Below are 25,308 nucleotides of genomic sequence, written 5' to 3'. Positions count from 1 at the left end.
GCGACGGCCCGTGCCCCCATTTTGAGAGCACGTGCGGCTCAGATGTGGCCGCGGATCATGCCACCGTCGACCCTGATGGTGGTGCCGGTGACGAAGCTGGAGCTGTCAGAGCACAGGTAGAGGAGCGCGCCGACGAGGTCGCGCGGGCTGCCTTGGCGCTGCAGCTTCTGCTCGGAAACGACGCGCGCCACCTGCTCGGGCGCGAGCTTGGCCGTCATCATGCCGGGCGCAATGGCGTTCACCCTGATGTTGTCGGGACCCAGTTCCGCGGCGAGCAGGTTGTTCAGACTGGCCAGCGCCGCCTTCGACACGGAGTAGGCTCCCGATTCGCGGTAGGCGCCCATCGAAGTGATGTTGACGATCACGCCACGCCCCCTCGCCACCATCGCCGGACGGCAGGCCCGCGCGCAGACGACCGCCCCGACGACATTGACCGAGAAGATCTGCTGCCACTCCTCCGTGCTCAGGTCAATGCCCAGCGACCAGCGTCCACGCGCGAGCCCGGCGTTGTTCACGAGAATGTCGACGCCGCCATACGTGCTCTGCGCCAGGTCGACCAGTGCGTGAACATCGGCGTCCTTCGTGACGTCGACCTGGCAGCCGATCGCCTTGCCTCCCTTGGCGCTCAGGGCGCCGGCTACGGCCTGCGCGGCATCGCCGTCGATGTCGCTGACCACCACGGAGGCCCCGGCCGCAGCAAGCGCGGTCGCGAAGACGACTCCGAGACCGCCGACACCAGCGCCACCGGCGCCGGTGACCAGGGCCACCCTGCCCGCGAGACTGAGGGTCGATGTGAAGCCTTCCTCACCGTCCGTGACACTCACCCTGACCACTCCTTCACTGTCGTTCATCGATTGTCGTGTCGCACGAGTTCGGTCCGGGCGTCAAACCGGGAGCGATCGAGACGAGCCGGCGGCCAGGTCGGCCCGCAGCCGAACCTTGTCCGCCTTGCCGGTCGGGGTCCGCGGGATCTCGTCGATCACATACAGCGTTTCCGGGAGCTTCTGCATCATCAGGCCGTCGGCGAGGCAGGCCGCAGCCACCTGCTCGAGCGTCAGCTTCAGGCCCGGCCCGAGCGACACGACGGCGCACACCCGCTCGCCCACACGCGCGTCAGCCACGCCTACGACGACCGCGTCGCGCACTTCCGGCATCCGGAACAGGACCTTCTCGATCTCCTGAGGCACGATGTTCTCACCCTTGCGAATGATCACGTCCTTGAGCCGGCCGACGATCGCCAGGTGCCCGTCCGACCGGAGCACTCCGAGATCCCCGGTGCGGAAGTACCCGTCGTCGTCCAGCACGTCGCCGTTCAGCGCGGGATCCGAATAGCCCACGAAGACGCCCGGGCCCTGCACGCGGATTTCTCCGACCTCGCCTGCGCCCAGAGCGGTGCCGTCCGCGCCGACGATGCGCAGGGACATCCCGCCGACGGGCCGGCCGACCGTGTTCTCGAGTTGCTCATCGGTGTCATCCGGGGTTGCCACCGCGATGGCGCCGGCCTCGGACATGCCATAGGACGTCACGAGGCCCCGACCGCCCATCGCCGCCCGAACGTCCGAGTGCAGGTCTGGCGGTTTGGGTGCCGCGCCGCTCGCGCAGAACCGCAGTCGCGCCAGACCAGCGCCTCTGCCGGATTCTCGCCACGACTGGACCAGAGCCGAGAACACCGTCGGCACGCCGACGACCACGGTCGCGCCGTGCCGGTCCATCTCGGCCGTAGTCCGCTCCGGATCGAACCCATTGAGCAGGAGTGCCGTGTTGCCGCATGCCAGGGCTTGGCCGACCATATACGCACCAGCGATGTGCGCGAGCGACACCGAGTAGGCGACCACATCACGGGCACCGATGCGCTGCGCACTGGATTGCGCACGGACCCACGCCAGGATCGACGCATCGGTATGCATGGCGAGTTTCGGAGTCCCGGTCGAGCCTGACGTGGCGTAGAGAAAGCGGACGGCGGTCGAGACGCTCTCGGCGGTTCCAGCCCACGCCAGGTCAGGAACGTCCTCTGTCGCCAACGGCCCCGCCCGGTGCTGGGCGATGGCCTTGTCGACATCGGCAATCGCCTCGGCCACGATCACGTCGTGGTCGCGACCGCCCTGGAGTCCGGCACTCACCACGAGGTCCGGGCGGGCGAGGCGTAACAGCTCACCGATCTCGCGACGTCGGTAGGCGATCGGCATCGGCGCCTGCTGCGCGCCGAGAAGGGCCAGGGCCCCGAACCGCACCATGGCGTCGACGGTGTTGGGCAGCTGCCAGCACACGGTCGAGACGGAGCCGATGCCCAGGTCGGCGAGCTCGCGGGCGCGCGCCCGCGCCTGACTGCGGTAACCCGCAAAAGTGACCGTGTCACCGCAGTCGTCGACGAGCATCGTCGCATCCGGCGTCAACTCGGCCCGTGCGTCGATGAGCACGGCAAAGCTGTCGATTTCCCAGAGCATCCCAGTCACGGTGCGCATTCGAAGTTGATCATTCCTCGCCCATCTCGCAAAGGTCGCACGGGCTCAGACGGTAACTGGCGGGCCGGTAAGTTTCAACAACCAGCGCGTCGCAGCTGCCACGAGCCCGATCGGACGCGAACGGGACAGGACCTGCAGACCTTCCGATGCTACCGCGTGAAGCAGGTCCCGATGCTAGGCTCGGTCCGCCGCGACCCTCCGGTCGCGCATGGAAGGGACGCAGTCACGCCGGTGAGCACCAAGATCCCTCGTCCGACGCCTCGCTCCGGTGCCCGGACCCGCACTGGGGTCATCGGACGTCCGCCGGACGTCGACGGGGCAGACACTCGTCACGAGATCCTGCAGGTCGCGCGTCGCTTCTTTGCCGAGATCGGCTACGCCGGAACGACCACCCGGATGATCTCGGACGAGGTGGGGGTGTCCTCTGCGGCCATCCACCACTACTTCGGCCGTAAGAAGGATCTTGCGATCGCGGTCTGGATCGACACGACGGACAAAGCCTATTCGCGGCTGTACGAGGCGGTCCGGGCCGAGACCACGTTCCAGAACAAGGTCGGCGTGCTGATGAACGAGTCCTACGACGACCTCCGCCGGGACGAAGAGACCGCGCTGTTCATGTTGACGATCCGGGAAGACGCGCGTCGCACCCCCGAGCTCGCAGAGATCCGCGGCGACAACCGGCTGGGCAAGCTGATTCGCGAGATCGTCGACTTCGGCGTGGAGACCGGCGCTGTCAACGAGGCGCAGCGTCCGTTGGTCCAGGGTGCCCTATCCGCCGTCGCCCTGGGAGTGACGCTCTTGTCCATCGACGTCAGCGCCCGCCGTACGGCGCAGGCCGTCGAAGGCTGCCGACAGTTGTTCGGCGGCACCTTGATCTCGCCGCCGCAGTCCCGGTGACCGCCCGAGTTCATCAGACGCCCGCTCGCTGGGCCAGCAACTCCCGGTGCAGGTAGGGATCACCGAACAACTGGTTGTCGGTGACCGCCCTCCGGAAGTACCGGTGGGCCGGGTGATCCCAGGTGAAGCCGAGCCCGCCGAACAGCTGGATGGCCTCGGTCGCCACGGTGACGAAGGCGTCCGAGCAGTATGCCTTCGCCAGGCTGGCCAGCGCCGGGAATTCGGCTGATCCCGCAGCGGCGGCAGCGCTCGCGCCCCATGCGGCCGCTTTCGCCGACTCGACCAGGAGCAGCATGTCGGCGCAGGCGTGCTTGACCGCCTGGAAGCTTCCAATGGGTCGACCGAACTGGACGCGCGTCTGGACATGGTCGATGACCAACTCCAGCAGCCGCTCCGCTCCCCCGGCTTGCTCGGCGGCGAGATAGCTCACCGCGAGGTCGCGCACGGCGTCCAGGTGGGCGCGACCCGATCCCGGTTCGGCCAGCATCGCGGCAGGAGTTGCGAGGAAGCGCACCGCGGCTTGGGGACGGGTCTGGTCGAGCACCTCGAGGGGCGTCACGACGGGGCGGTCGGCGTCGGGACCCGACGCGTTCCGCACCGCGAAGACGGCGGCGCCGTCCGGTGTGTCGGCGACGACCAGGATGGCCTCTGCGCGCTGGCCGTCGAGCACGAAGTGTTTCTCGCCCGTGAGGCGCCACTGCCCGCCGTCCGGGACGGCGCGCACGCTGCAATGCTCGGCGTCCCAGCTGCCCGCTTGATCGGCAAGCGCCACTGTCGCGACCGCGACACCCTCGGCGATGCGGGGCAGCAGCCGCATGCTGACCGGGTGGTCAGGGACGCGTGCCAGCAGACTCGCTGCGAGGCCGACCGTCGAGAGGAACGGCACGCAGGCCAGGCTGCGGCCGAGTTCGAAGGAAACCACCGACAACTCGACGGACCGCGGGGTCGCGCCGCCTGCTTCGGGCGGCCCGACGATGCGCGCCGGTCCGAGCCGCGCGGCCAGATCCTTCCACAGGCGCCGATCGCCGCGCGGCTGCGCCGCGCCGCCTCCCCCAGGGTCGATCTCCTCCAGAAGGGCCCGTACGGTGGCGCCGAGTTCGACCTGATCCGCGTCCAGCGCGTACAAGGCTGAACTCACCGGTCCTCCGCAACCGGGTCACGTCGCACGTCGCGGAACGGGAGCCGGGCGTCGGACGACGGGTCGCGGGGCAGACCGAGCACCTTCTCGGCGATGATGTTCTTCTGGATCTCATCCGTCCCGCCGGCCAACGACACGGCGGGCACCGACAACAAGATCTCGGCCACGACATTGTCCCCGGCACCAGCCGCGCCGAGCATCGCCCGCGCACCCGCGAGCTGCGCGTGCGCCACCGCGCACGCCCGCGCCAGCTCGCTGGCCATGAGCTTGGCGAGCGAGCTCTCCGCCCCGCTGCCGGCTCCCATCCGCTGGGCAGCGTGACGTCGCGCGCCGTACCACTCCGCGATCCGTTCCTGGGAGATCACGCGGGCGATCTGCTGCCGGACGTGCGGATCGGCGGAATGCGACTGCCGCACGAGATCGGGCCGCCCGTACCGCTGCGGATACCACCGGTACGGCCGAGCCGCGCGCTCAGCTTCCTCGGCCGCCTCGCGGTGGCACCGGCCGCTCAGCCGTGCGACGGGCGCGCCGAGGTTGGCCGGGCTGCTGCGTTCGCTGGTGAGCGTGGTGGCTGCGACCGTCCAGCCACCGCCGACCTCGCCGACGACGTGGCTCGCCGGGACCCGCACGCCGCTGAGGGTGACCGCGCTAAAGGTGGCGTGCTCGTTCATCTGCTTGATCGGCCGGACTTCGACCCCCGGCTGATCCAGGTCGACGATGAAGTAGGTAATGCCGCGGTGCTTGGGGACGTCCCAGTCCGTCCGCGCGATCAGCATGCCGTGGGTCGCGACGTCGGCGCCGCTGCTCCAGACCTTCCGGCCGTCGATCACCCAGGTGCCGCGGTCGAGGACCGCGCGCGTCGACACGCTGGCGAGGTCCGACCCGCTGCCCGGCTCGCTGAACAGCTGCGTCCACCGGTGGGAGCCGACGAGGGCAGGCCGCAGGAACAGGGACCGCAGGTAGTCGGAGCCATGCGCGAGCAGCGTCGGCGCTGCGAGGGTGACGGCCGTGGTCGCCGCCACCCCGACGGCGCCGGCGGCCATGAACTCCTGTGCGATGGCGGCTGCCGCCTCCGGCGTGGCACCGCGTCCGTACCACGCGCGGGGCCAGGTCGGGCAGCCCCAGCCGGAGTCCGCGAGCCGCCTCCGCCACTCGGCCAGGCTCAGCCCGGGATCCCAGTTCTCGGCGAGCCAGCGCGCTGCCTGGTGGCGGACGTCGTCGGGTTCAGCCTCGTCGGGTTCAGGCGCATCAGCACCTACCACCGGAATTCCTCTCTCGCCCAAGTGACCAGAGTAGGTTACCAGTCAGCAAGTTAGCTGTCGTATGCTCCCGCCGTGGATGACTTCTCGGATCGGACCGCGGTCGTGACCGGCTCGGCTGGCGGAATAGGGCTGGCGATCGCTTCGGCCTTGGTGGACGCGGGCGCGACCGTCGTCCTCGCCGACCTCCAGGGCGCCGCCGCCGAACGGGCCGCAGCCGAGTTGTCGTCGCGTGGTCCCGGCCGCGCGATCGGCGTGCGCTGCGACGTGACGAGCGAATCCGACATCGCGGCGGTCACGACCGCCGCGACCGACAATGGCGGCCTGGACTTCTGGGTGAACAACGCCGGATTCACCCGGGACAAAACCATGCGGAACATGTCCCTGGATGACTTTCGCGCCGTCATCGACGTCCACCTCGTGGGCGGATGGCTGGGCACCCGCGCCGCCGCCGAAATCATGTGTGAGCAACGGCGGGGCGCGATCGTCAACATCTCCTCGATTGCCGCCAAGGTCGGCAATCCAGGCCAGACGAACTATGCGGCCGCGAAGGCCGGCCTCATCGGCCTCACCAAGGCCGCGGCAAAGGAACTGGGCCGCTACGACGTCCGGGTGAATGCGGTGCAGCCGGGACTCATCGGAACCGCCATGATCGAAGCCTTGAAGCCGGAGGTGCTCCAGGCCAAGCTGCAGGACATCCCGCTGGAGCGCGTCGGCACACCGTCCGAGGTCGCCGACACCGTCCTCTTCCTCCTCTCGGAGCGAGCCGCCTACCTCACCGGCGCTGTCATCCAGATCAGCGGCGGGCGGCACATGTGAGGCGCCCGCCCGCCGATCCGCCGCTCCGATTCCAGAAGGGTCACAGCGCATGAACGAGGCGATGATCGTCAGTTCGGTCCGGACACCAATCGGCCGCGCCGTCAAGGGCTCGCTGATCGACGTGCGCCCGGAAGACCTCGTCGCGCGCGCCATCTCCGCCGCGGTCGACCGAGCGCGCGTCGACCCGGAGCGGCTTACCGATCACGCGCTCGGCTGCGCCTATCCCTCCGGCCGACAGGGCGCGAATCTCGCCCGGCGGGCCTCGCTCCTGGCCGGCCTTCCCGTCGAACTTCCTGGCTCGACCATCACGCGCTACTGCGCATCGAGCCTGCAGGCGGTGCGGGTCGCCACCCACGCGATCTGGTCTGGCGAGGCCGACGGCTACCTGGTGTCCGGCGTCGAGTCTTTCAGCCAGGTGGGTCGTCCCGCCGACGAGGACCGGCACCCGGCGTTCGGAACCGGCGAGCTTCCGGACGTGTACGTCCCCATGGGGACGACGGCCGAGAACGTCGCCGAGCGCTTCGGGATCGGCCGCGACGAGATGGACCGCTTTGCCCTGCAGAGTCATCGGCTCGCCGTCGCCGCGCAGGATTCCGGCCTTCTGGCTCGCAGCATCGTCAGCGTCACCCGGCCAGACGGCCAGGTGGTCGACACCGACGACTGCCCGCGACCCGACACCACGTTGGAGCGTCTGGCCGGGCTGCAGCCCGCCTTCAGTGCGGACGGGCGGGTGACCGCCGGCAACTCCTGTCCGCTCAACGACGGCGCCGCGGCGGCCGTCATCGTGTCGGGCCGGGTCGCCCGGACCTACGGACTGGCCCCACGGGCCCGCGTTCTCGGCACCGCGGTCACCGGCCTGTCTCCCGACATCATGGGCGTCGGGCCGATCACCGCCATCCGAGAGGTGCTGCACCGCACAGGGCTTCGTATCCAGGACATCGATGTGGTCGAGTTCAACGAGGCGTTCGCTTCGCAAGTGCTCGCAGTGTGCAATGAGCTGAAGATCAACCTCACTGACCAGCTCAACCCGGCCGGCGGCGCCATCGCCCTCGGCCACCCGTTCGGCATGACCGGCCTGCGGCTGCTGACGATGCTGCTCGACAACCTCGACGAGTGCAACGGGCGCTACGGTCTCGCCGCATTGTGCGTGGGTGGCGGCCAGGGCATGGCCGTCGTCGTAGAGAGGATGTGAGTAGAGAGGATGTGACCCGCCGGCACGCCGTGGCGATGCCGGCCGCGATGTCCGCGCGGCGATCCGGGCCGACTACGGCACCGTCTTCTGCGCCGGCGCCATCGGCGGCGCCGTGCGCCAGTCGACGACTCCGTGCTCGGGACGCCCGGCGGCGTAGTCGTCACCGTTGACGACCGTCCAGTGCGAATGGTTCAGCTGGTGCAGCGTGAAGCAGGCCTGCAAGGCGTTGTAGAAGCCCATGTTGTCAACGGACTGGTTCACCGACTCCTTGACAAGCAGCGAGGTGATGGTCGGGCGCTGGGCAATCCGTCGCGCGAACGCCAGCGTGCGCTCGTCCAGTTCGTCGGCCGGAAAAACCTTGCTGAGCATTCCGAGCCGGTACGCCTCGTCGGCGTCGATCGAGTCGCCCGTGAGCAGCAACTCCTTTGCCTTGCGCGGCCCGAACTCCCACGGATGGCCGAAGTACTCGACCCCGCACATTCCGAGCCGATGCCCGACCACGTCGGCGAACACCGTGTCGTCCGCCGCCACGATGAGGTCGCACGCCCACGCGAGCATCAGGCCCGCCGCGAGGACGGGGCCGTGCACCTGAGCGATCGTAATCTTGCGAAGGTTGCGCCACCGCAGGGTGTTCTGGAAGAAGTAATGCCACTCCTGCAGCATCCGGCGTTCGGAACCGTCGCGGGTCCCGCCGTTGACGAGCGCGCTCGGGTGCTGGTTCGGCCCTGGGCTGCGCTCCTCGAGCGCTTCCTTCGAACCCATGTCGTGGCCGGAGGAGAACATCGGCCCGGTGCCACCGAGGATCACGACGCGGACCTCGTCGTCGCGCTCAGCCTCGGTCATAGCTTGATCCAGTTCCACCAACAGCCCGCGGCTCTGCGCGTTGCGGGCCTTCGGTCGATCCAGCTTGATCCGAACGATGCGGCCGTCGTCGAAGGACTCGACCTGAAGAGACTTGTACGTCATCGCACCCCTCACGACCGGCGCTGTTCGCCCTCGACCTGTCGAAAATAATAAGTGGTCGTCCGGTTTGTCAATCGGCGGCATCTTGGCTAGCGTAAACCGGTGCCGATCGAGCCGGAACGTTCACTTCCGTCGCTGGACACGATTGTGCTCGAACGTCATGAGCATGCTTTGCTTGCGACGCTGAACCGACCGTCTGTCCTGAATGCCATCGACGCCCGACTCCGGGCCGACTTGCACCGGCTAGTCGAACACGTCGCGTCGGCCGACGACATCCGGGTGCTCGTCCTCACCGGGGAGGGGCGCGGCTTCTGCTCTGGCGGCGACGTGGCCGGCCTGGCGGCGGGTCCGGAGGACCTCTCGCATCAGAACGTGCTGCTCGACGAGTACCTGTCCGCCGGCGACCGCGCGCTCGCCCTCGACCACCTCCACAAGCCGGTGATTGCCGCCGTGAACGGCATCGCGGCCGGATCCGGCATGAGCCTGGCGCTCAGTTGCGACCTGCGGGTCGGCGACAGCCGGACGCGTTTCCGCACCGCGTTTGTCGAACGGGCGCTCAGCCCAGACGCCGGGATGACGTACACGCTGCCGCGCATCGTCGGTTATGCGCGGGCCGCCGACCTGATCTTCACCAGTCGCGATGTCGCGGCGGATGAAGCACACCGACTCGGACTGCTCGACCGCCTGGTGGCCGATGACGGGGCGGTGGCCGCGGCGCTCGAACTGGCCCACACCATTGCTGCCAAGCCACCGGTGGCCGTGCGCGCCTCGAAGCAGGTCCTCAAGCGCAGCGCCGATCTCGCCCTCGAGGACGTGTTGAGATTGGAGACCGCGGCGCTGACCCGGTCGGCACGGGCCAGTGCGGACCGCCTCGAGGCGGTCGCGAGTTTCAAGGAGCGTCGTACGGCGACGTATCTCGGTCGGTGACCGGGCAGCCCGGTCGTCAGCGGCCACGGTTCGGAGCGAGCAGGGAGACAGACATATGTTTGACGACAATCCGGCCGCGTTGCGCTTCGGCGACCTGGAAGTCCGTATCGGCGACGACTATGTGGCCGAGGTCGAGCTCCAGCGGCCGCCGAACAACTTCTTCGACGTGCCGCTCATTTCCGCGATCGCCGATGCCTTCATCACGCTGGACGGCGAGGACTCGGTGCGCTGCATCGTCCTGTGCTCGCAGGGCAAGCACTTCTGCGCCGGGGCGTATTTCCGGGAAGGGGAGACCGGACCGCGAGGGGGCTCCGAGGATCTTTACGGGGAAGCTGTGCGGCTATTCCAGACGTCGAAGCCGATCGTGGCGGCCGTTCAGGGCGGGGCGATCGGCGGCGGACTCGGCCTGGCGTGCTCGGCGGACTTTCGCGTTGGCGCACCGGAATCCCGGTTCACCTCGAACTTCGCCCAGCTCGGCTTCCATCACGGCTTCGGCCTCACCCTGACGCTCCCGGCCCTCGTCGGCCGGCAGCGGGCGCTCGAGCTCATGTACACCGGCGCCCGCATCGGCGGTGAGCGTGCCTTCCAGATCGGTCTGCTCGACCGCCTCGTGCCTGCGGACGAGATTCGCCCGGCAGCCCGCGTGCTCGCCCGCGAGATCGCCACCTCGGCCCCCCTGGCCGTGCAGTCCATCCGGGCGACGATGAGGGGCGAGTTGGCCGAGGCGTTTCGGGCGGCGACCCGGCACGAGAGCACCGAGCAGATTCGATTGCGTCAGACGGCCGACTTCCAGGAAGGAATCTCGGCGAGCGCGCAGCGGCGGGCCCCGGTGTTCCAGGGTCGCTGACGCGCACGATGACCGGCGGCATCACTGGGCCGCCACGCGTGCGGACTAGTCAGTGCGGTCAGAAGACGATGACGCCGCGCAAATTCCGCCCGGCGTGCATGTCGTCGTAGCCCTGCCCGATCTCGTCGAGCGTGTAGCGCGTCGTGATGAGTTCGTCGAGCTTGAGCTGGCCCGTTCGGTAGAACTCCAACGCCCGGGGGATGTCCGCCAAGGGGGCGGCCGATCCGAAGAGCGAACCCTGGATCCGCTTCTGATAGAGCACGAGTTCGTCGATGGACACGGGGATTCCACGGTCCGATCGCGGCCCGAGCCCCACCACCACGACGGTGCCGGCCTTGCGGATTGACGCGAACGCCTCCGCAACGTGTTCCCCCGTGGTGATTCCCACGGTCACCACGGCGACGTCGGCACCCTGGCCGTTCGTCAGGCTGCGCGCGTGGTCGCGGGCTTGGGCCATGTCGGCGAACGCGGCGGTCGCGCCGAGTTCGAGCGCCTTGGCGCGTTTGAACTCCACAGGGTCGACGGCGATCACGTGGCCGGCTCCGGCATGCGCCGCGCCCTGCACGGCGTTGATCCCGATCCCGCCGATACCCATGCAGATGACGACGTCGCCCGGTCTCGTGCCGCCGGAGTTGACCGCAGCGCCCCAACCGGTGAGGACGCCGCAGCCGACGAGCGCCGCCGACTCCAGCGGGATGTCCTTGTCGATCTTGACGACCGAGCGGCGGTCGACAGTCGTGCGCTCGGAGAAGGTCCCGACGCAGGATCCCTGCCCCACCGGCACGTCGCCGAGATGCAGGCGGTAGCTCGTCGGATCGCCCGGCCGCGAGCCGTGCAGCGTGCCGGCGCCCATGTCGCACAGCCCCTGCAGCCCGTTCGAGCACCAGCGGCACCGCCCGCAGACCGGGAGGTAGGTGAAGACGACATGGTCGCCGACGGCGAGGTCGTGCACCTCGGGGCCGACCGCCTCCACGACCCCCGCGCCCTCGTGACCGCCCGCCATCGGCAGCGTCCGCACCGGGAGATCACCCGTGGCGATGTGATCGTCAGAGTGGCACAACCCGGCCGCTACCAGCCGAACCAGAACCTCACCGGGCCCGGGCTCGTCCAGGTCGAGTTCAACGACCTCCCACTTCCCTGGTACCGCACGCACGATTGCGCTACGCGTCCTCATCGTCAGTCTCCATCTCGACCCCGGTCGCCCGCGGCCCCATCAGATCACGCCCTCGGCGCGATAGGTCTCGAGCAGGTCGCTGGAGTAGCCAGGCAGGCCTCCGTAGACCGCTTCGTTGTCCGCACCGAGCCCGCGAGCGGATTCGAGCGGGATTCGGGCCGAGTCGGCGAAATGCAGCGGCGAATGCATCAGCGGCAAGGTACCGATCGTCTCGACCTCGACGTCGCGGATCATCCCGCGGGCGCGGAAGTACGGGTCCGCGATCACGTCACCCAGCGAGCGGACCGGCGCGCAGACAACCCCGGCCGCCCGCAGTCCGGCGAAGGCCTGCTCGGTATCCTGGGTCCGGGTCCAGTCGGCCACCAGCGCATCGACGTCGTCCATCGCCGCGATTCGCCCCAGCTTTGTCGCATACCTCGGGTCGGTCAGCAGCTCCGGACGGTCCATCACCGCGACCAGGCCCAGCCAGTGCTGCTCGGTGATGCACACCAGCGCGAGGTGCCCGTCCTTGGTCGGGTAGATGTTGTACGGGCTCTCCGCAAGGCCGCCCTGGCGATTGCCGGTGCGCTCGGGCGGGGGCGTCCTGCCCTCGATGCCGGCGGCGACGAACGGGCCGATGTTCGACATCAGGGCGGGGAGCACCGAATCGATCATCGCGACGTCGAGCACCGCGCCCTCGCCGGTGCGGGCCTGGCGGTACAGCGCGGTAGTGATTGCACCGTAGAGGTGGATGCCGCCGAGGAAGTCCGACAGCGCGGGCCCCGACTTCAGCGGCGTCTCCTCCGGGAACCCGGTGGAGGCCACGACACCGGTCATGGCCTGGACCGTGAGATCCATGGCGGGCAGATCGCGGTAGACGCCGGTCTGGCCGTAGCCGGACCCGGACGCGTAGATCAGGCGCGGGTTGCGGGCGCGCAGGACCTCCGGACCGACGCCGAGTCGCTTCATGACCCCGGGGCGGAAGTTCTCGACCACGACGTCGGCTCGATCGGTCAGCTCGGTCAGCAACCGCTGCCCCCGCGGGTCCTTCAAGTTGAGCGTCACGCACTGCTTGTTGCTGTTGAGCATGTAGAACGCGATGCCCGCGCCGAGGTTGACCAGTCGGCGCGTCCGCGAGATCTCGCCGGCGATCGGCTCGACCTTGATCACCTGCGCTCCGGCCAGCGCGAGCAGCAGCGTCGCGTACGGCGCGTTGTAGATCTGGCCGAGGTCGACCACGACGACGCCGTCGAGTGGGCCGGTCGGCCGCGGGGCGTCCTGCGGGGACTCGGTCATCAACCGTGACCCGGGACTAGGCCGGCTGTCACGGTGGCCGCCCTGTCGCCGTCGGCGTCGTCATCACCGTCGGTGACAACCCGGCACTCGACACCGGCCAGGTCGTCGCGCGCCCGCCAGGTCTCGAGGATCCCGAAGAACTTCACGGGGCCGTCGGCATAGGTGCCGGCGTAGATGCCGCCTGTCGTCTCCCCCGGCCGCCCTTCACCGTTGAAGAATCCCGGCGTGCACTCGGCGCGATAGCGCGCGCCGCGGTGAGCGCCCCGCGCAACCTCCTCGGCCCACTCCTTCTCGGCCTCGGGCGTGACTTCGAGGATGTCGGCACCGCGCTTTAGCCCGGTGCTGATGATGTACGCGATGTGCCGCGCCTGCTCATCGGCGAGATGCGTGTAGTTGGCTGTCCGCGGCGCGTGGTTCGTGTTGGTGAAGAACGCATTCGGGAAGCCGCTGCAGTGGACTCCGTGCAGAGTCTCTGGCCCCCGCGCCCACTTGTCGCTGATCGTGCGGCCGTCGCGACCGACCGGGTCGAAGCCGACCCGGTGCGCGTAGTTCGTACCCACCTCGAAGCCGGTGGCGAAGATGATGCAGTCCACTTCGTAGCGCCGGTCGCCCACGACGACCGCATTGTGGTCAATCGCGTCCGGCCCGCGGCCGTTCGTGTCGACGAGCGTCGTGCCGGGTTGATTGAACGCCGGCAGGTACTCGTCGTGGAAGCACGGCCGCTTGCACCAGCGTCCGTACCACGGCTTCAGGAGTTCAGCGGTGCGTGCGTCGTGCACGGTCCGGTCGATACGGGCGCGGATGCCGTCCATGACGTCGAGGTCAGCGCGCTCGAGGATGACCGCCCGCTCACGCGACGTGATGTTCGGACGCTCCTTGAGTAGGCGCGCGGACGTCAGTGCGCGGAACATCGCCGTCCATCCGTCGTCGACCAGGTCGTGGTCCACGTCCTCGCCGGCGAGTATTCGGGTGAAGTTCTGGCGCCGACGACGCTGCCAGCCCGGCTCGGGCGTGTCACCGAAATCCGGCGGGGTCGGCCGGTTGTTACGAACGTCGACCGCCGACGGGGTGCGCTGGAACACGTAGAGTTCCTTGGCGGCTTCGGCTAAGTGCGGGATCGCCTGCAGTGCCGTCGACCCTGTGCCGATGATGCCGACCCGCTTGTCGGCCAACCGGTCGAGGCCGCCGTGGATGGTGCCGCCGGTGTACGCGAAGTCCCACCTGCTGGTGTGGAACATGTGGCCCTCGAACAGCTCGATGCCGGGGATCCCGGGCAGCTTGGGCCGCAGTAGCTGACCGGTGGGGATGATCAGGAATCGGGCACGGAACAGGTCTCCGCGGTTGGTCGTCACGTGCCACCGGCCCGAGGGCTCATCCCAGGCGGCTCCGGTAACCGAGGTCCGGAACACGGCCTGCTCGTACAGCTTCAGGTGCCGTGCCACGCGTTGCAGATGCAGGCGGATCTCGTCGCCGTCGGCGTATTTCCGCGTCGGGATGTAGCCGGTCTCCTCCAGCAGCGGGAGGTAGATGTAGGACTCGACGTCGCACATGACGCCGGGATAGCGATTCCAATACCAGGCACCGCCGAAGTCCCCGGCGGTGTCGATCACCCGGATATCGGTGATGCCGACCTCGCGCAGATGCGCAGCAGTGACGAGGGACCCGATCCCCGCTCCCACCACGACCACGTCATTGTCGGTGATCAGTGCCTCGCGGTCGATGTCGCTGCCGGTGTACGGGTCGCCAAGCCACGAGGCGAACGGTCCGTCCATCTCGCGGTACTGCCCGATGCCGTCTCCGCGCAGGCGCTTGTCCCGTTCCTCGCGGTATTTTCTGCGGGCCTGCTCGATGCGGCTTTCGTCGCGGCCGTTCGTCACCGTATCGTCGCCCCTTTGGATCAGTGTCACTTTCGCTACGGACGATAACTTGCTGACCGGTTAGTTTCAACGTTACCGTGGCCGGCATGGCAGAGCTGCGTTTCGACGACCAGGTTGCCGTGGTCACCGGTGCTGGCGGCGGTCTGGGACGCGAATACGCGCTCCTACTCGCGCGCCGAGGCGCGGCCGTCGTCGTGAACGACATATCAGCAGGCGCGGATGACGCCGCCGCAAACGTCGTCGAGGAGATCCGTGCATTCGGCGGCCGCGCGGCGGTGGACACCCATAGCGTCGCCACGCCGGAGGGCGGAGCAGCGATCATCGACACGGCCGTCGACGCCTACGGACGGGTGGACATCGTCATCAACAACGCCGGGATCGTGCGGGACAAATCCTTCCACAACCTGACCCCGGATTTGCTCGACGTCGTGCTTGACGTGCACCTGCGGGGCGCCTTCTACGTCACCCAGCCGGCGTGGCGGCTGATGCGCGAGCAGCGGTACGGGCGGGTCGTCTTCACCTCGTCGAGTTCGGGCATCCTCGGCAACTTCGGGCAGAGCAATTACGGCGCGGCGAAGATGGCGCTCGTCGGGCTCACCCGGGTGCTCGCCGCGGAGGGTGAGCGGTACGGCCTGCGCGTCAACGCGATTGCTCCGTCGGCACTGACCGGGATGACGGAGGCGAACCTCACGGACTTCGTGGGAGACCTCGCGCCCCATTACGTCGCCCCGGTCGTCGCCTGGCTCGCCCACCGCGACGTGTCGGTCAACGGCGAGGTCTTCACCTCGGGCGCCGGGCGGGTAGCGCGCTTCTTCATCGGCATGACCACGGGCTACACCAACCCTGGCCTGACGATCGAGCACGTCGCCGCCCACATCGATGAGATCCGCGACGAGACCGGCTACACCGTCCCGGCCGGTCCCGCCGACGAATTCGCGGCGATTTCGGCAGCAGCCCGCCAGGCCGCCGCCACGCAAGACCCACGGCCTGCATGACCGACAGGCGGGCCGTTGGCCGACCTACGAGATGGAGCAGTTCAGATGCGTGATGCAGTCATCGTCTCGGTCGCACGCACGCCGATCGCCAAGTCCTACCGAGGCGCCTACAACGACACCTCGGCACAGACCCTCGCCGGTCACGTCGTGCGGGCCGTCGTCGAGCGCGCCGGAATCGAACCGGACGCGGTCGAGGACGTCGTGCTCGGCTGCGCGATCCAGCAGGGCACCAGCGGCTTCATGATCGGTCGGCAGGCCGCACTGCGCGCCGGGCTGCCCACCAGCGTCCCCGGCATGTCGCTCGACCGAGGGTGTTCCTCCGGCCTGATGGCGGTGTCGGCGGCGGCCAAGCAGATCTGCATCGACGGGGTGGACATCGCCATTGCCGGCGGCGTCGAGCAGATCACGCTCGAGGAGAACGCGCACAAGAACGACTTCCGGGTCGAGGACCCGTACCTGGTCGCGCACCTCCCGGCGCTGTACATGACGATGATCGAGACGGCCGAGATCGTGGCGACGCGCTACGGCGTCACCCGGGAGGCCCAGGACCAGCTCGCGCTCGCGTCCCAGCAGCGCGCGACGGCCGCGCGCGACGCAGGGCGGTTCGATGAGGAACTCGCCCCCCTCAGCACGGTCAAGGTGGTCACGGACAAGGCGACCGGTGAGCAGAGCCGCGAGCGCGTGACCTTGATGAAGGACGAGGGCATCCGCCCCGACACCACGGCCGCGGGTCTCGCAGCGCTCAAGCCCGTATTCCACAACGGCCAGCAGGTAAGCACGGGGCAGCACGTGACGGCGGGCAACGCGTCGCAGCTGTCTGACGGAGCCGCCGCACTACTGCTGATGGAGGCTAGCGAGGCCGAGCGCCGCAACGTCGAGGCGCTGGGCGCCCTGCGCGGCGTCGCCGTCGCCGGCTGCCAGCCGGACGAAATGGGCATCGGCCCCGTGTACGCGGTGCCCAAGCTGCTCCGCCGCCACGGGCTGTCCGTCGAGGACATCGACCTCTGGGAACTCAACGAGGCCTTCGCCTCGCAGCTGCTCTTCTGCCGCGACAAGCTCGGCATCCCCGACGAGATCCTCAACGTCTCCGGCGGCTCGATCGCGCTCGGCCACCCGTACGGCATGACCGGGGCCCGCCTCAGCGGACACCTCCTCCTCGAGGGCCGGCGCCGCGGTGCCCGCTGGGGGGTCGTGACGATGTGCGTCGGCAGCGGCATGGGTGCGGCCGGACTCTTCGAGATCTTCTAATGGGACGCCCACTCGACGCCGGGCCCGTGCGCCTGCAACTCGACGGTCTGCCGTCCGCGGTAGGGGCGGCTTTCGGCCCGACCCCGTGGCTGCGGATCGACCAGCGCCGGATCGACCTGTTCGCCGAGGCGACAGGGGACCACCAGTGGATCCACGTCGACCCAGTGCGGGCAGAGCGGTCGCCGTTCGGCGGCACGATCGCGCACGGCCACCTGACGGCGTCGCTGTGCAGCTACTACCTCCCGCAGCTCTACGTCGTCGAAGGCGCGGCGATGGCCGTCAATTACGGATCGGACCGAATCCGGTTCCCATCCCCCTTGGTGTCCGGTTCCGACCTGCGCGGCAACGCCCGCATTGTCTCCGTCGACCTAATCGCCGGGGGTTTCCAGGTCAAGACGGAGGCGACGCTGGAGCCCCGCCTCGGGACCAAGCCGGCGTGCGTCGCCGAGCTGATCACGCGCTACCTCCGCTGATGGACGGCCGACGCCCACGGGCGCGAGCCCCGCTCAGAGCTGGATGCGCCGGCTCGTTTCCTCGGGTAGTCCCATCCGGCCACGCCGAGTCGCCACCGCCTGCCGTAACCAACCCGGGTAGATCGCCCGGGGCGCCGTAGCCCCGTCGAGCCGGGCCACGTCGTCGGGCGACAGCTCCAATTCCCCCGCCCCCAGATTGTCAACGAGCTGCGCGATCGAGCTGGCGCCGACGAGCACGCTGGCCACGACGGGGCGCGACAGCACCCACGCCAGCGCGACGCGGGCCGGTGTGGTGCCCAGCCCGGCCGCGACGTCGCGGACGACGTCCAGAACGTCATGCCCGTGGTCGAGGTCGAAGGGCGGCACGGCGTCGTAGCTGGCGAAGCGGCCGTCAGCGGCGCTGAGGTCGCCCCGGGCGTAACGGCCGCTGAGGAAGCCCATAGCCAACGGGCTCCAGGCCAGGACGCCGATTCCCGCGTACTCGCAATAGGGCACGATCTCGTGCTCGAGGTCTCGTCCGAGCAGCGAGTAGTAGCTCTCCGCGGCGCAGAAGGTGTGCCACCCATTGCGCTCCTGGATCCCCCGCGCTGCGGCGGCGGCCCAGGCCGGCCAGCTGCTGAAGCCCAGGTAGCGCACCTTGCCCTGCCTGACGACGGTGTCGAAGGCGTCGAGCGTCTCCTCCAGGGGCGTCACCGGGTCGAAGTGGTGCGCGAGGTAGACGTCGATGTATTCCGTTCCGAGCCGCCGCAGACTCGCCTCGACCGAAGCCAAGATGTGCCGCCGGGACAACCTGTTCAGCACCGGCGAGGACGCGGTGTTGCCCGACACCTTGGTCGCGATGAGGACCTCGTCCCGGCGCGCGCGCAGGGCGCTGCCCAGGATGACCTCCGACTGGCCCGCGCCGTAGGTGGCCGCCGTGTTGAAGAAGTTCACGCCGCGGTCGAGCGCCTCACCCACAAGACGGTGGGCGGCCTGCTCGTCCAACCGGGCCATCGGGCCGGATCCCGTGCCGAACGTCATCGCGCCGAGCGCCAGCCTCGACACGAACAGTCCGGTGGTGCCGAGCGGGACGAACTCCATACAGACCGTGACTCCTCGTCCGTGGTGAGGGACCGCCTTCCCCGACAGTCACCATAGGTCTAGAACTGACTGGACGACAACTTACCTGTTGCGGTTCGAGTACTATGCCGAAGTCTTCGCCGGTGGTTGACGCCGTCGGCGCCCGCTGAGCTTCGGTCAGGAGGAACAATCGTGTATCCGGGCACCTTCGCGGCGAAATTCCCCGACAAGCCGGCCGTGATCATGGGCGACGGCACTACCGTCACCTACGGCGAACTCGAGGCACGGTCCGCGCAACTCTCGCACTACCTCGCCTCGGTGGGCGTCGGCGAGGGCGACCACGTCGCCCTCCTGGCCGAGAACCATCCTCGGTTTTTCGAGGTTTATTGGGGGGTCATCCGTTCCGGCGCCTACCTGACTGCGGTCAACCGCCACCTCTCCGCAGAGGAGATCGCCTACCTGATCGAGGACAGCGACGCCGCCGTCGTCATCACCACCGCGGCGATGCTCGACAAGGCGGCTGCCGCCCTCGCCCTGACGTCGGATGAGCGGCACTGCCTGGCTATCGACGCGCAGCATGACGGCTTCGAGGACTACGACGCCGCCCTGGCCCCGTGGCCGACGATCGCACCGGAGCACCAGCCCCGGGGCGACGTCATGCTGTACTCGTCCGGGACGACCGGAACACCCAAGGGCATCCAGCGGCCGCTCACCGGACGCCAGGTCGACGACCCCACTGGACGTTCGGGCGTCGGCCACTTCCTCGGCCTCACCGAGTCCGCGATCTATCTGTGTCCCGCGCCGCTCTACCACGGCGCCGCCATCCAGTGGTCGGCGGCGGCGCAGACCATCGGCGCCACTGTCGTGGTGATGGAGAAGTTCGACGCGCAGGACATGCTTCGCGTCATTGACCGTGACCGAGTCACGCACTTGCAGGTCGTGCCCACCATGTTCGTGCGCCTGCTCAAGCTCACCGAGTCGGTTCGCCGCGGCTACGACCTCTCGAGCCTGCAGTTCGTGGTGCACGCTGCGGCGCCGTGCCCCGTCTACATCAAGCGTCAGATGATCGAGTGGCTCGGGCCGATCGTGCACGAGTACTACGCCGGCACCGAAGGCGTGGGCATGACCTTCATCTCGGCCGACGAGTGGATGACCCACCAGGGCTCGGTGGGTCGCGCGGTCATGGGGACGCTGCACATCTGCGACGAATCCGGCACGGAGCTTGCCGAGGGGGAGGCTGGAATCGCCTACTTTGAGATGCCGGGCTCGCGCTGGGAGTATCACGGCGACGCCGGCAAGACGCGCTCGGCGCGGCACCCGCAGCACGAGGGCTGGGCGACGTACGGCGACATCGGGTATCTGGACGCGGAGGGCTACCTTTACCTGACCGACCGGCGTTCATACACGATCATCTCGGGCGGGGTCAACATCTACCCGGCCGAGATCGAATCGGCGCTTGTCGAGCACCACAAGGTGATGGACGCCGCGGTGTTCGGCCTGCCGGATCCCGAGATGGGGCAGTTCGTGCAGGCCGTGGTGCAGCTAGACGAGGGTGTCGATCCGTCTCCCGATGTGGCGGAGGAACTGCGCGCCTACCTACGCACGCGGCTGGCCGGATTCAAGATCCCGCGCGCCCTCGACTTCCGCAGCGAGCTGCCGCGTCAGCCGAACGGCAAGCTCTACAAACAGCCGCTGCAGGAGGAGTACCTGGCGGCCGCGGCGAGGTGAACCGCACGGGCCGCGCCGCCTACCGGGCACGAGCCTTTCGGGTGCCGGCACCTGGTCGCGGCGCAACGTATGGGCTACCGGGCGGGTAGATCAGGTCGATGGCCTCGTCCACCCCTCGGCGAACCTCCGCCGCGGTCAACGAGCCTGTCCCCCACGCGCGGAAGGCTCCGCCGAGCACCAGGAGCAACGTCCGCCCGACCGCCCCGGCGCGCTGCCCGTCGAACTCGGAGACAGGCTTCTCGACTATGTGGTGCGTCATCGCTGCAAACTCGAGATACAACTGGCGCCCGCGCTCGTCTGGGCTTGTGTCCAAGGTCGATATCAGGCGCAACACCTGGGGGCGCCGATCGAACGCGTCGATGACCCGCGAGACGAGGTCACGCAGCCGTTCCACCGACGTCGCCCCGTGCAGCGGGTCGGCGGCGAGGTGCCGCTCGAACGAGCGCCCCCACTCCACGAGGACGGCACCGAAGAGATGGTCCTTCGAGGCAAAATATCGATAGACCGTTCCCAGCGCGACGCCGGACCTGAGCGCGACGTCGCGCATCTGGATGCTGTCGAATTCAGCGCGCTCGAGCAGCCGCAGCGCCTGGCGGACGATCGCATCGCGGCGCGCGCGCTGGACCGGGCTGAGGCTGTCCGCATCACGCGGGTCGGCCGTGACCGGTCGCCCAGTGCGCGTCGAGCCGGCGGGGGCGCCCGGTCGCGTCATCCTGTCCATCCCAGTGTGAGATTACTGGTCGAGCCGCTCGATGATGATGGCCGGAGCCATGCCGCCGGCTGCGCACATCGTGACCAGTCCGTACCGGCCGCCCGTGCGCTCGAGTTCATCGAGCACCGTCCCGATCAGCATCGCGCCGGTCGCGCCGATCGGATGGCCCAGGGCGATGGCCCCGCCGTTGACATTGACCTTGTCGCGGTCGAGTCCGAGGTCGCGGATGTACTTCTCGGCGACGACGGCGAACGCCTCGTTGATCTCGAACAGGTCGATGTCGGTCACGGTCAGCCCGGCGCGTGCAAGCACCTTGCGGGTGGCCGGCACCGGGGCGTTGAGCATCAGGGTTGGGTCGTCACCGATGGTGGCACTCGCGATGACCCGGCCTCGGGGACGCCACCCCTGACGCCGGGCGTACTCCGGCGAGGCCAGCAGGAGCGCCGCCGCGCCGTCGACGACGCCGGAGGAGTTGCCGGCGTGGTGCACCGGATTGATCTCGAGGTCCGGGAACCGGCTGTTGATGAGGCCGCGGAAGGTGGTGCCCTGGCTGTCGAGCGGGTAGTCACCGATAACCCCGAATGCGGCCGGCAGGGCGGCCAGCGACTCGACTGTCGTCGACGGCCGCGGGAACTCCTCATGATCGAGCAGAAGCGTGCCGTCCTCGGCGGCGACCGGCACCAGGCTCGGCGCGAACCGGCCCTCGGCGATCGCCACGGCGGCCCGCTGCTGCGAGGTGGTCGCGTATTCGTCGAGCGCCCGGCGCGAGATCCCCTCCATCGCGGCGACGGCATCCGCGGCCACACCCTGGTTGGGCTGCGGCCAGCGGGCCCTCAGCCGCAAGTTTCCGTTGTCGAGCGTGCTCGGGCCGCTGGCGCCGCCGCTGCTGTACGTCGACATCATCTCAGTACCGCCGGCGAGGACCAGGTCGTCCGCGCCGGCCTTGATCGTTGCGGCCGCCAGGGCCACCGTGGTGATGCCCGAACCACAGAAGCGGTCGATGGTGACGGCGCTGGCCCGCGGGTCGTAACCCGCATCCAGCGCCGCCATGCGGCCAAGGTCGCCGCCCTGCACGCCACGTTGGTTGCTCGTGCCCCAAACGATGTCGTCGACGTCGGCGGTGTCGAGTCCGGTGCGCTCGGCCAGCGCGCGCAGCACCGTCGCGCCCAACTGCTGCGGGTGCATGCCGCTCAGCGCACCCTTGCCAGCCTTGCCGATACCGCGTGGCGTCCTGCATGCATCGATGATCCACGCCTCGTTCACGAGCCACCCCACTTCTGCTCAAGCATCTCAGAAACAACTAGAACTAGACTACAGTTCATTCCGACGCTCGTCCTCCCACGTCGACCCCGACTGATGAACGCCACTGTCAGAGAACAGGACAACCCATGGAACTGGTCGAAGTACGCGCGCTGATTGTCGGAGGCGCCTCCGGCATGGCCCGCGCGACCGCTGAGCAACTGGCCGCCTCGGGCGCTGCGGTCGCCATCCTCGACCGACCCGGCAGCGCAGGCCCGGAAGTCGCGGCCGCCCTCGATGCCCCGTTCGTCGCGTGCGACGTGACCGACTTCGAGGCGACCGAGACGGCAGTGAACGAGGCCGCCGCCCGCCTCGGCGGTATCAACGTCGTGGTCAATACCGCCGGCGGAGCCGTCGCCATACGCACCCTGGGACGGTCGGGGCCCCACCCACTCGACAGCTTCCGCCGCGTGATCGACTTGAACCTGGTTGCATCGTTCAACATCGCGCGGCTGGCGGCGGACCTGATGAGCACGAACGACCCGAACGCCGACGGCGAGCGCGGCGTCATCATCAACACCACGTCCATCGCCGCCTTCGAGGGCCAGATCGGGCAGGTGGCCTACGCGTCAGCCAAGGCCGGCATCGTCGGGATGACATTCACGATGGCGCGCGACCTCGGCTCGCTCGGTATCCGCGTCAACGCCATCGCGCCCAGCCTGTTCTCGACCGGCCTCACGGCGAACGTGCCCGAGGAGTTCGCGGCCCGGCTAACGGAGGATGCCGCGTTCCCTCGCCGGATGGGCCACCCCACCGAGTACGCGCGGCTGGCCATCGCAGTCATCGAGAACCCGATGCTCAACGCCGGCACGATCCGCCTCGACGGCGGCCAGCGCTTTGGGCCGAAGTGAGTATCGACGGGGGCAACGACATCTCGGCGGTCGTGCTGACGGCCGTGCTCGACAACATCATGGAGATCACGATCAACCGGCCCGAGGCGCGCAACGCGCTCAACGGCGCGGTCGGGGCCGGGCTCGCCGCGAGCGTGACGCGCGCCGTCGCAGACCCGGACGTCCTGGCCGTCATCCTCACCGGCGCGGGTGAGCGGTCGTTCTGTGCCGGCATGGACCTCAAGGCGTTCAGCGGCGGATCGGACCTGTCCGACGTCGGTGCCGCCTTGGCCGCCCTCCGTGACTGTCCGAAGCCGATCATCGGGGCCGTCAACGGCGCTGCGCTCGCGGGCGGCTTCGAACTGCTGATGTTATGCGACCTTGTGGTCGCGGCCGAACACGCCACCCTCGGTATCCCGGAGGTCAAACGCGGCCTGCTCGCAGCGGGCGGCGCCACCCGGCTGCCCTCGCGCATCCCTCTTGCGATCGCCCTCGAACTCGGGCTGACCGGCGATCCCGTCGACGCCAGCGGCGCCGCTCGGTGGGGCCTGGTCAACCGCGTCGTCCCGCTGCCCGAGCTCATGACCGCGGCCCGCGCGATGGCCGCGCGGATCGTGACGAACGCCCCGCTCGCGGTGCAAGCGACCAAGGCGCTGATGCTGGGTGAGCTCGGCGGCGGCCACCCGGATGCGGTACGGGCGCGTGCGGCGGTGCTGTTCCGGAGCGCCGACGCCCGGGAGGGAGCTAGGGCTTTCGCGGAGCGCCGGAGCGCCAAGTGGACCGGACGATGAAACCGGCCCACGGTCCAAATAACTTGCTGACAAATAAGCACCTCCCGGGTTATCCTGCTCCCGTCGCGTGCGCCGGACTTCTAGTGGCGACCGGCAGCCCTCCTGACCAGCATCCGTCCGTTTGGCCTGCCGATGGACCGACGAAGCAAGGTGATGTGGAACGTGGCGACCGCATCCATGCCTGACATCGCCCATCGCGAATTGCGCGAGGCAGTACGCAAGCGCTGTGCGGGCTTCGGGGACGACTATTGGCGCGACCGCGACGAGCGGCACGAGTTCCCCTGGGAGTTCTACAACGCCCTGGCCGACGACGGGTGGATCGGCATCGCCATCCCCGAAGAGTACGGCGGCGGCGGCGGCGGCATCACCGAGGCGTCCATCCTGCTGGAGGAGATCGCCGCCTCCGGCGCGGCAATGAATGGCTGCAGCGCGATCCACCTGTCGATCTTCGGCATGAATCCGGTCGTCAAGCACGGCACTCCCGAGCAGCGCGAGCGCTACCTCCCGTCCGTCGCCAGCGGTCAGTTGCACGTGTCCTTCGGGGTCACGGAGCCCGATGCCGGCACGGACACCACCAACATCAGCACCCGCGCGGTCCGGGTCGACGGCGGGTACCTCGTACGCGGCCAGAAGATCTGGACGACCAAAGCGACCATCTCCGAGAAGGTGCTGCTGCTCGTCCGCACGACCCGCCGGACCGAGGTCACCCGCCCCACGGATGGCATGACCCTGCTCCTGGCGGACCTGCAGGACCCGCGGGTCGACATTCGTCCGATCGCCAAGGCGGGCCGCAACGCCGTGGTGTCGTGCGAAGTGCGCTATGACGACCTCTTTGTCGCCGAGTCCGACCGAGTGGGTGAGGAGGGCGCCGGCTTCCGGTACCTCTTGGACGGACTCAACCCCGAACGAATACTGCTCGCTTCCGAGGCCCTCGGCATCGGCAAGGCCGCTCTGCGCAAGGCGGTCGCCTATGCGAATGAGCGAATCGTCTTCGGACGCCCGATCGGGCGCAACCAGGGTTTATCCTTCCCCCTCGCGCAGGCCCACGCGCAGCTGCGGGCCGCCGAACTCGCCATCCGCGACGCCAGCGCGCGCTACGACGCCGGGCTGCCGTGCGGGGAGGCCGCGAACACCGCGAAGTTGCTGGCTGCCGACGCCGGCTACTTCGCCGCCGACCGTGCGGTCCAGACGCTCGGCGGGATGGGATACGCGACCGAGTACGACGTCGAGCGCTACTGGCGCGAAGCCCGCCTGCTGCGCCTCGCACCCGTGTCACAGGAGATGGCGCTGAACTATCTTGCTGAGCACGTGCTCGGCCTACCCCGCAGCTACTGAGTCACTAA

The 25,308-nt window shown here is 68.9% G+C and carries 23 protein-coding genes; 12 read left to right on the top strand and 11 right to left on the bottom strand.

What is annotated here, in order from left to right; genetic code table 11:
* Nucleotides 1-38: 38 nt before the first annotated feature.
* Complete coding sequence (locus tag ACFFC4_RS13290; protein WP_375501596.1) at nt 39-824, bottom strand: SDR family NAD(P)-dependent oxidoreductase; 786 nt, start codon at nt 822-824, stop codon at nt 39-41.
* A 60-nt stretch (nt 825-884) separates the two neighbouring features.
* Nucleotides 885-2,444, bottom strand: a complete 1,560-nt coding sequence (locus ACFFC4_RS13285) for a class I adenylate-forming enzyme family protein (RefSeq protein ID WP_375501594.1) — start codon at nt 2,442-2,444, stop codon at nt 885-887.
* Between the two features lie 249 nt (nt 2,445-2,693).
* On the opposite strand from ACFFC4_RS13285, the gene ACFFC4_RS13280 reads away from it, so the two are divergent.
* On the top strand, nt 2,694-3,359 hold the full coding sequence (locus ACFFC4_RS13280; protein WP_375501592.1) for a TetR/AcrR family transcriptional regulator: 666 nt from the start codon (nt 2,694-2,696) through the stop codon (nt 3,357-3,359).
* A gap of 13 nt (nt 3,360-3,372) precedes the next feature.
* Here the strand turns inward: ACFFC4_RS13280 and ACFFC4_RS13275 are convergent, their stop codons facing one another.
* Both ACFFC4_RS13275 and ACFFC4_RS13270 read right to left on the bottom strand, forming a co-directional pair.
* On the bottom strand, nt 3,373-4,497 hold the full coding sequence (locus ACFFC4_RS13275) for an acyl-CoA dehydrogenase family protein (RefSeq protein ID WP_375501590.1): 1,125 nt from the start codon (nt 4,495-4,497) through the stop codon (nt 3,373-3,375).
* On the bottom strand, nt 4,494-5,780 hold the full coding sequence (locus ACFFC4_RS13270; protein ID WP_375501588.1) for an acyl-CoA dehydrogenase family protein: 1,287 nt from the start codon (nt 5,778-5,780) through the stop codon (nt 4,494-4,496). Before ACFFC4_RS13270 ends, ACFFC4_RS13275 begins: the two co-directional genes overlap by 4 nt.
* Nucleotides 5,781-5,831: 51 nt before the next feature.
* On the opposite strand from ACFFC4_RS13270, the gene fabG reads away from it, so the two are divergent.
* Nucleotides 5,832-6,575, top strand: coding sequence for a 3-oxoacyl-ACP reductase FabG (gene fabG / locus ACFFC4_RS13265; RefSeq protein ID WP_375501586.1), 744 nt, complete (start codon nt 5,832-5,834; stop codon nt 6,573-6,575).
* A 49-nt stretch (nt 6,576-6,624) separates the two neighbouring features.
* On the top strand, nt 6,625-7,767 hold the full coding sequence (locus tag ACFFC4_RS13260) for an acetyl-CoA C-acyltransferase (RefSeq protein WP_375501584.1): 1,143 nt from the start codon (nt 6,625-6,627) through the stop codon (nt 7,765-7,767).
* A 72-nt stretch (nt 7,768-7,839) separates the two neighbouring features.
* Here ACFFC4_RS13260 and ACFFC4_RS13255 read toward each other — a convergent pair whose 3' ends face one another.
* Nucleotides 7,840-8,733 (bottom strand): enoyl-CoA hydratase, encoded by an 894-nt coding sequence (locus tag ACFFC4_RS13255; RefSeq protein ID WP_375501582.1) that lies wholly within the window; start codon nt 8,731-8,733, stop codon nt 7,840-7,842.
* A 99-nt stretch (nt 8,734-8,832) separates the two neighbouring features.
* Here ACFFC4_RS13255 and ACFFC4_RS13250 point away from each other — a divergent pair, with 99 nt between their 5' ends.
* On the top strand, nt 8,833-9,657 hold the full coding sequence (locus ACFFC4_RS13250; protein ID WP_375501580.1) for an enoyl-CoA hydratase/isomerase family protein: 825 nt from the start codon (nt 8,833-8,835) through the stop codon (nt 9,655-9,657).
* Nucleotides 9,658-9,712: 55 nt separating this feature from the next.
* A complete protein-coding gene (locus ACFFC4_RS13245) occupies nt 9,713-10,504 on the top strand; it encodes an enoyl-CoA hydratase/isomerase family protein (RefSeq protein ID WP_375501578.1) in 792 nt (263 codons plus the stop codon).
* A gap of 58 nt (nt 10,505-10,562) precedes the next feature.
* Here ACFFC4_RS13245 and ACFFC4_RS13240 read toward each other — a convergent pair whose 3' ends face one another.
* From ACFFC4_RS13240 to ACFFC4_RS13230, 3 genes are read right to left on the bottom strand one after another with little or no spacing between them, the layout of a single operon-like run.
* Complete coding sequence (locus ACFFC4_RS13240; protein ID WP_375501576.1) at nt 10,563-11,678, bottom strand: NDMA-dependent alcohol dehydrogenase; 1,116 nt, start codon at nt 11,676-11,678, stop codon at nt 10,563-10,565.
* A gap of 39 nt (nt 11,679-11,717) precedes the next feature.
* Nucleotides 11,718-12,953 (bottom strand): CaiB/BaiF CoA transferase family protein, encoded by a 1,236-nt coding sequence (locus tag ACFFC4_RS13235; protein WP_375501574.1) that lies wholly within the window; start codon nt 12,951-12,953, stop codon nt 11,718-11,720.
* Nucleotides 12,953-14,830 (bottom strand): flavin-containing monooxygenase, encoded by a 1,878-nt coding sequence (locus tag ACFFC4_RS13230; RefSeq protein ID WP_375501572.1) that lies wholly within the window; start codon nt 14,828-14,830, stop codon nt 12,953-12,955. Before ACFFC4_RS13230 ends, ACFFC4_RS13235 begins: the two co-directional genes overlap by 1 nt.
* 86 nt (nt 14,831-14,916) lie before the next feature.
* On the opposite strand from ACFFC4_RS13230, the gene ACFFC4_RS13225 reads away from it, so the two are divergent.
* From ACFFC4_RS13225 to ACFFC4_RS13215, 3 genes are read left to right on the top strand one after another with little or no spacing between them, the layout of a single operon-like run.
* On the top strand, nt 14,917-15,825 hold the full coding sequence (locus tag ACFFC4_RS13225; RefSeq protein ID WP_375501570.1) for an SDR family NAD(P)-dependent oxidoreductase: 909 nt from the start codon (nt 14,917-14,919) through the stop codon (nt 15,823-15,825).
* 45 nt (nt 15,826-15,870) lie between these two features.
* Nucleotides 15,871-17,073, top strand: a complete 1,203-nt coding sequence (locus tag ACFFC4_RS13220; protein WP_375501568.1) for an acetyl-CoA C-acyltransferase — start codon at nt 15,871-15,873, stop codon at nt 17,071-17,073.
* Nucleotides 17,073-17,546 carry a MaoC family dehydratase gene (locus ACFFC4_RS13215; RefSeq protein WP_375501567.1) on the top strand — a complete coding sequence of 158 codons (474 nt, stop codon included), beginning with the start codon at nt 17,073-17,075 and terminating at the stop codon, nt 17,544-17,546. The genes ACFFC4_RS13220 and ACFFC4_RS13215 overlap by 1 nt, the downstream gene beginning before the upstream one ends.
* Nucleotides 17,547-17,579: 33 nt before the next feature.
* On the opposite strand, the gene ACFFC4_RS13210 is transcribed toward ACFFC4_RS13215, so the two are convergent.
* Nucleotides 17,580-18,626, bottom strand: a complete 1,047-nt coding sequence (locus ACFFC4_RS13210) for an aldo/keto reductase (RefSeq protein WP_375501565.1) — start codon at nt 18,624-18,626, stop codon at nt 17,580-17,582.
* 171 nt (nt 18,627-18,797) lie between these two features.
* Between ACFFC4_RS13210 and ACFFC4_RS13205 the strand changes: the two genes are divergently transcribed.
* Nucleotides 18,798-20,333 carry an acyl-CoA synthetase gene (locus ACFFC4_RS13205; protein ID WP_375501563.1) on the top strand — a complete coding sequence of 512 codons (1,536 nt, stop codon included), beginning with the start codon at nt 18,798-18,800 and terminating at the stop codon, nt 20,331-20,333.
* 19 nt (nt 20,334-20,352) lie between these two features.
* Here ACFFC4_RS13205 and ACFFC4_RS13200 read toward each other — a convergent pair whose 3' ends face one another.
* On the bottom strand, nt 20,353-21,045 hold the full coding sequence (locus ACFFC4_RS13200) for a TetR family transcriptional regulator (RefSeq protein ID WP_375501561.1): 693 nt from the start codon (nt 21,043-21,045) through the stop codon (nt 20,353-20,355).
* A gap of 21 nt (nt 21,046-21,066) precedes the next feature.
* Nucleotides 21,067-22,308 carry an acetyl-CoA C-acetyltransferase gene (locus tag ACFFC4_RS13195; RefSeq protein WP_375501559.1) on the bottom strand — a complete coding sequence of 414 codons (1,242 nt, stop codon included), beginning with the start codon at nt 22,306-22,308 and terminating at the stop codon, nt 21,067-21,069.
* Nucleotides 22,309-22,433: 125 nt separating this feature from the next.
* Between ACFFC4_RS13195 and ACFFC4_RS13190 the strand changes: the two genes are divergently transcribed.
* The 3 genes from ACFFC4_RS13190 to ACFFC4_RS13180 all read left to right on the top strand — a co-directional run bounded on the left by ACFFC4_RS13190 (nt 22,434) and on the right by ACFFC4_RS13180 (nt 25,300).
* Nucleotides 22,434-23,195, top strand: a complete 762-nt coding sequence (locus ACFFC4_RS13190) for an SDR family NAD(P)-dependent oxidoreductase (protein ID WP_375501557.1) — start codon at nt 22,434-22,436, stop codon at nt 23,193-23,195.
* Nucleotides 23,192-23,965, top strand: a complete 774-nt coding sequence (locus ACFFC4_RS13185) for an enoyl-CoA hydratase-related protein (RefSeq protein WP_375501555.1) — start codon at nt 23,192-23,194, stop codon at nt 23,963-23,965. Before ACFFC4_RS13190 ends, ACFFC4_RS13185 begins: the two co-directional genes overlap by 4 nt.
* 177 nt (nt 23,966-24,142) lie before the next feature.
* Nucleotides 24,143-25,300, top strand: a complete 1,158-nt coding sequence (locus tag ACFFC4_RS13180; RefSeq protein ID WP_375501632.1) for an acyl-CoA dehydrogenase family protein — start codon at nt 24,143-24,145, stop codon at nt 25,298-25,300.
* The last annotated feature ends 8 nt before the right edge of the window (nt 25,301-25,308 follow it).

It is taken from the genome of uncultured Jatrophihabitans sp. (assembly GCF_964244045.1).
In the GTDB taxonomy this organism is placed as follows: domain Bacteria; phylum Actinomycetota; class Actinomycetes; order Mycobacteriales; family Jatrophihabitantaceae; genus Jatrophihabitans.
This window is presented reverse-complemented; position numbering and strand designations above follow the sequence as displayed.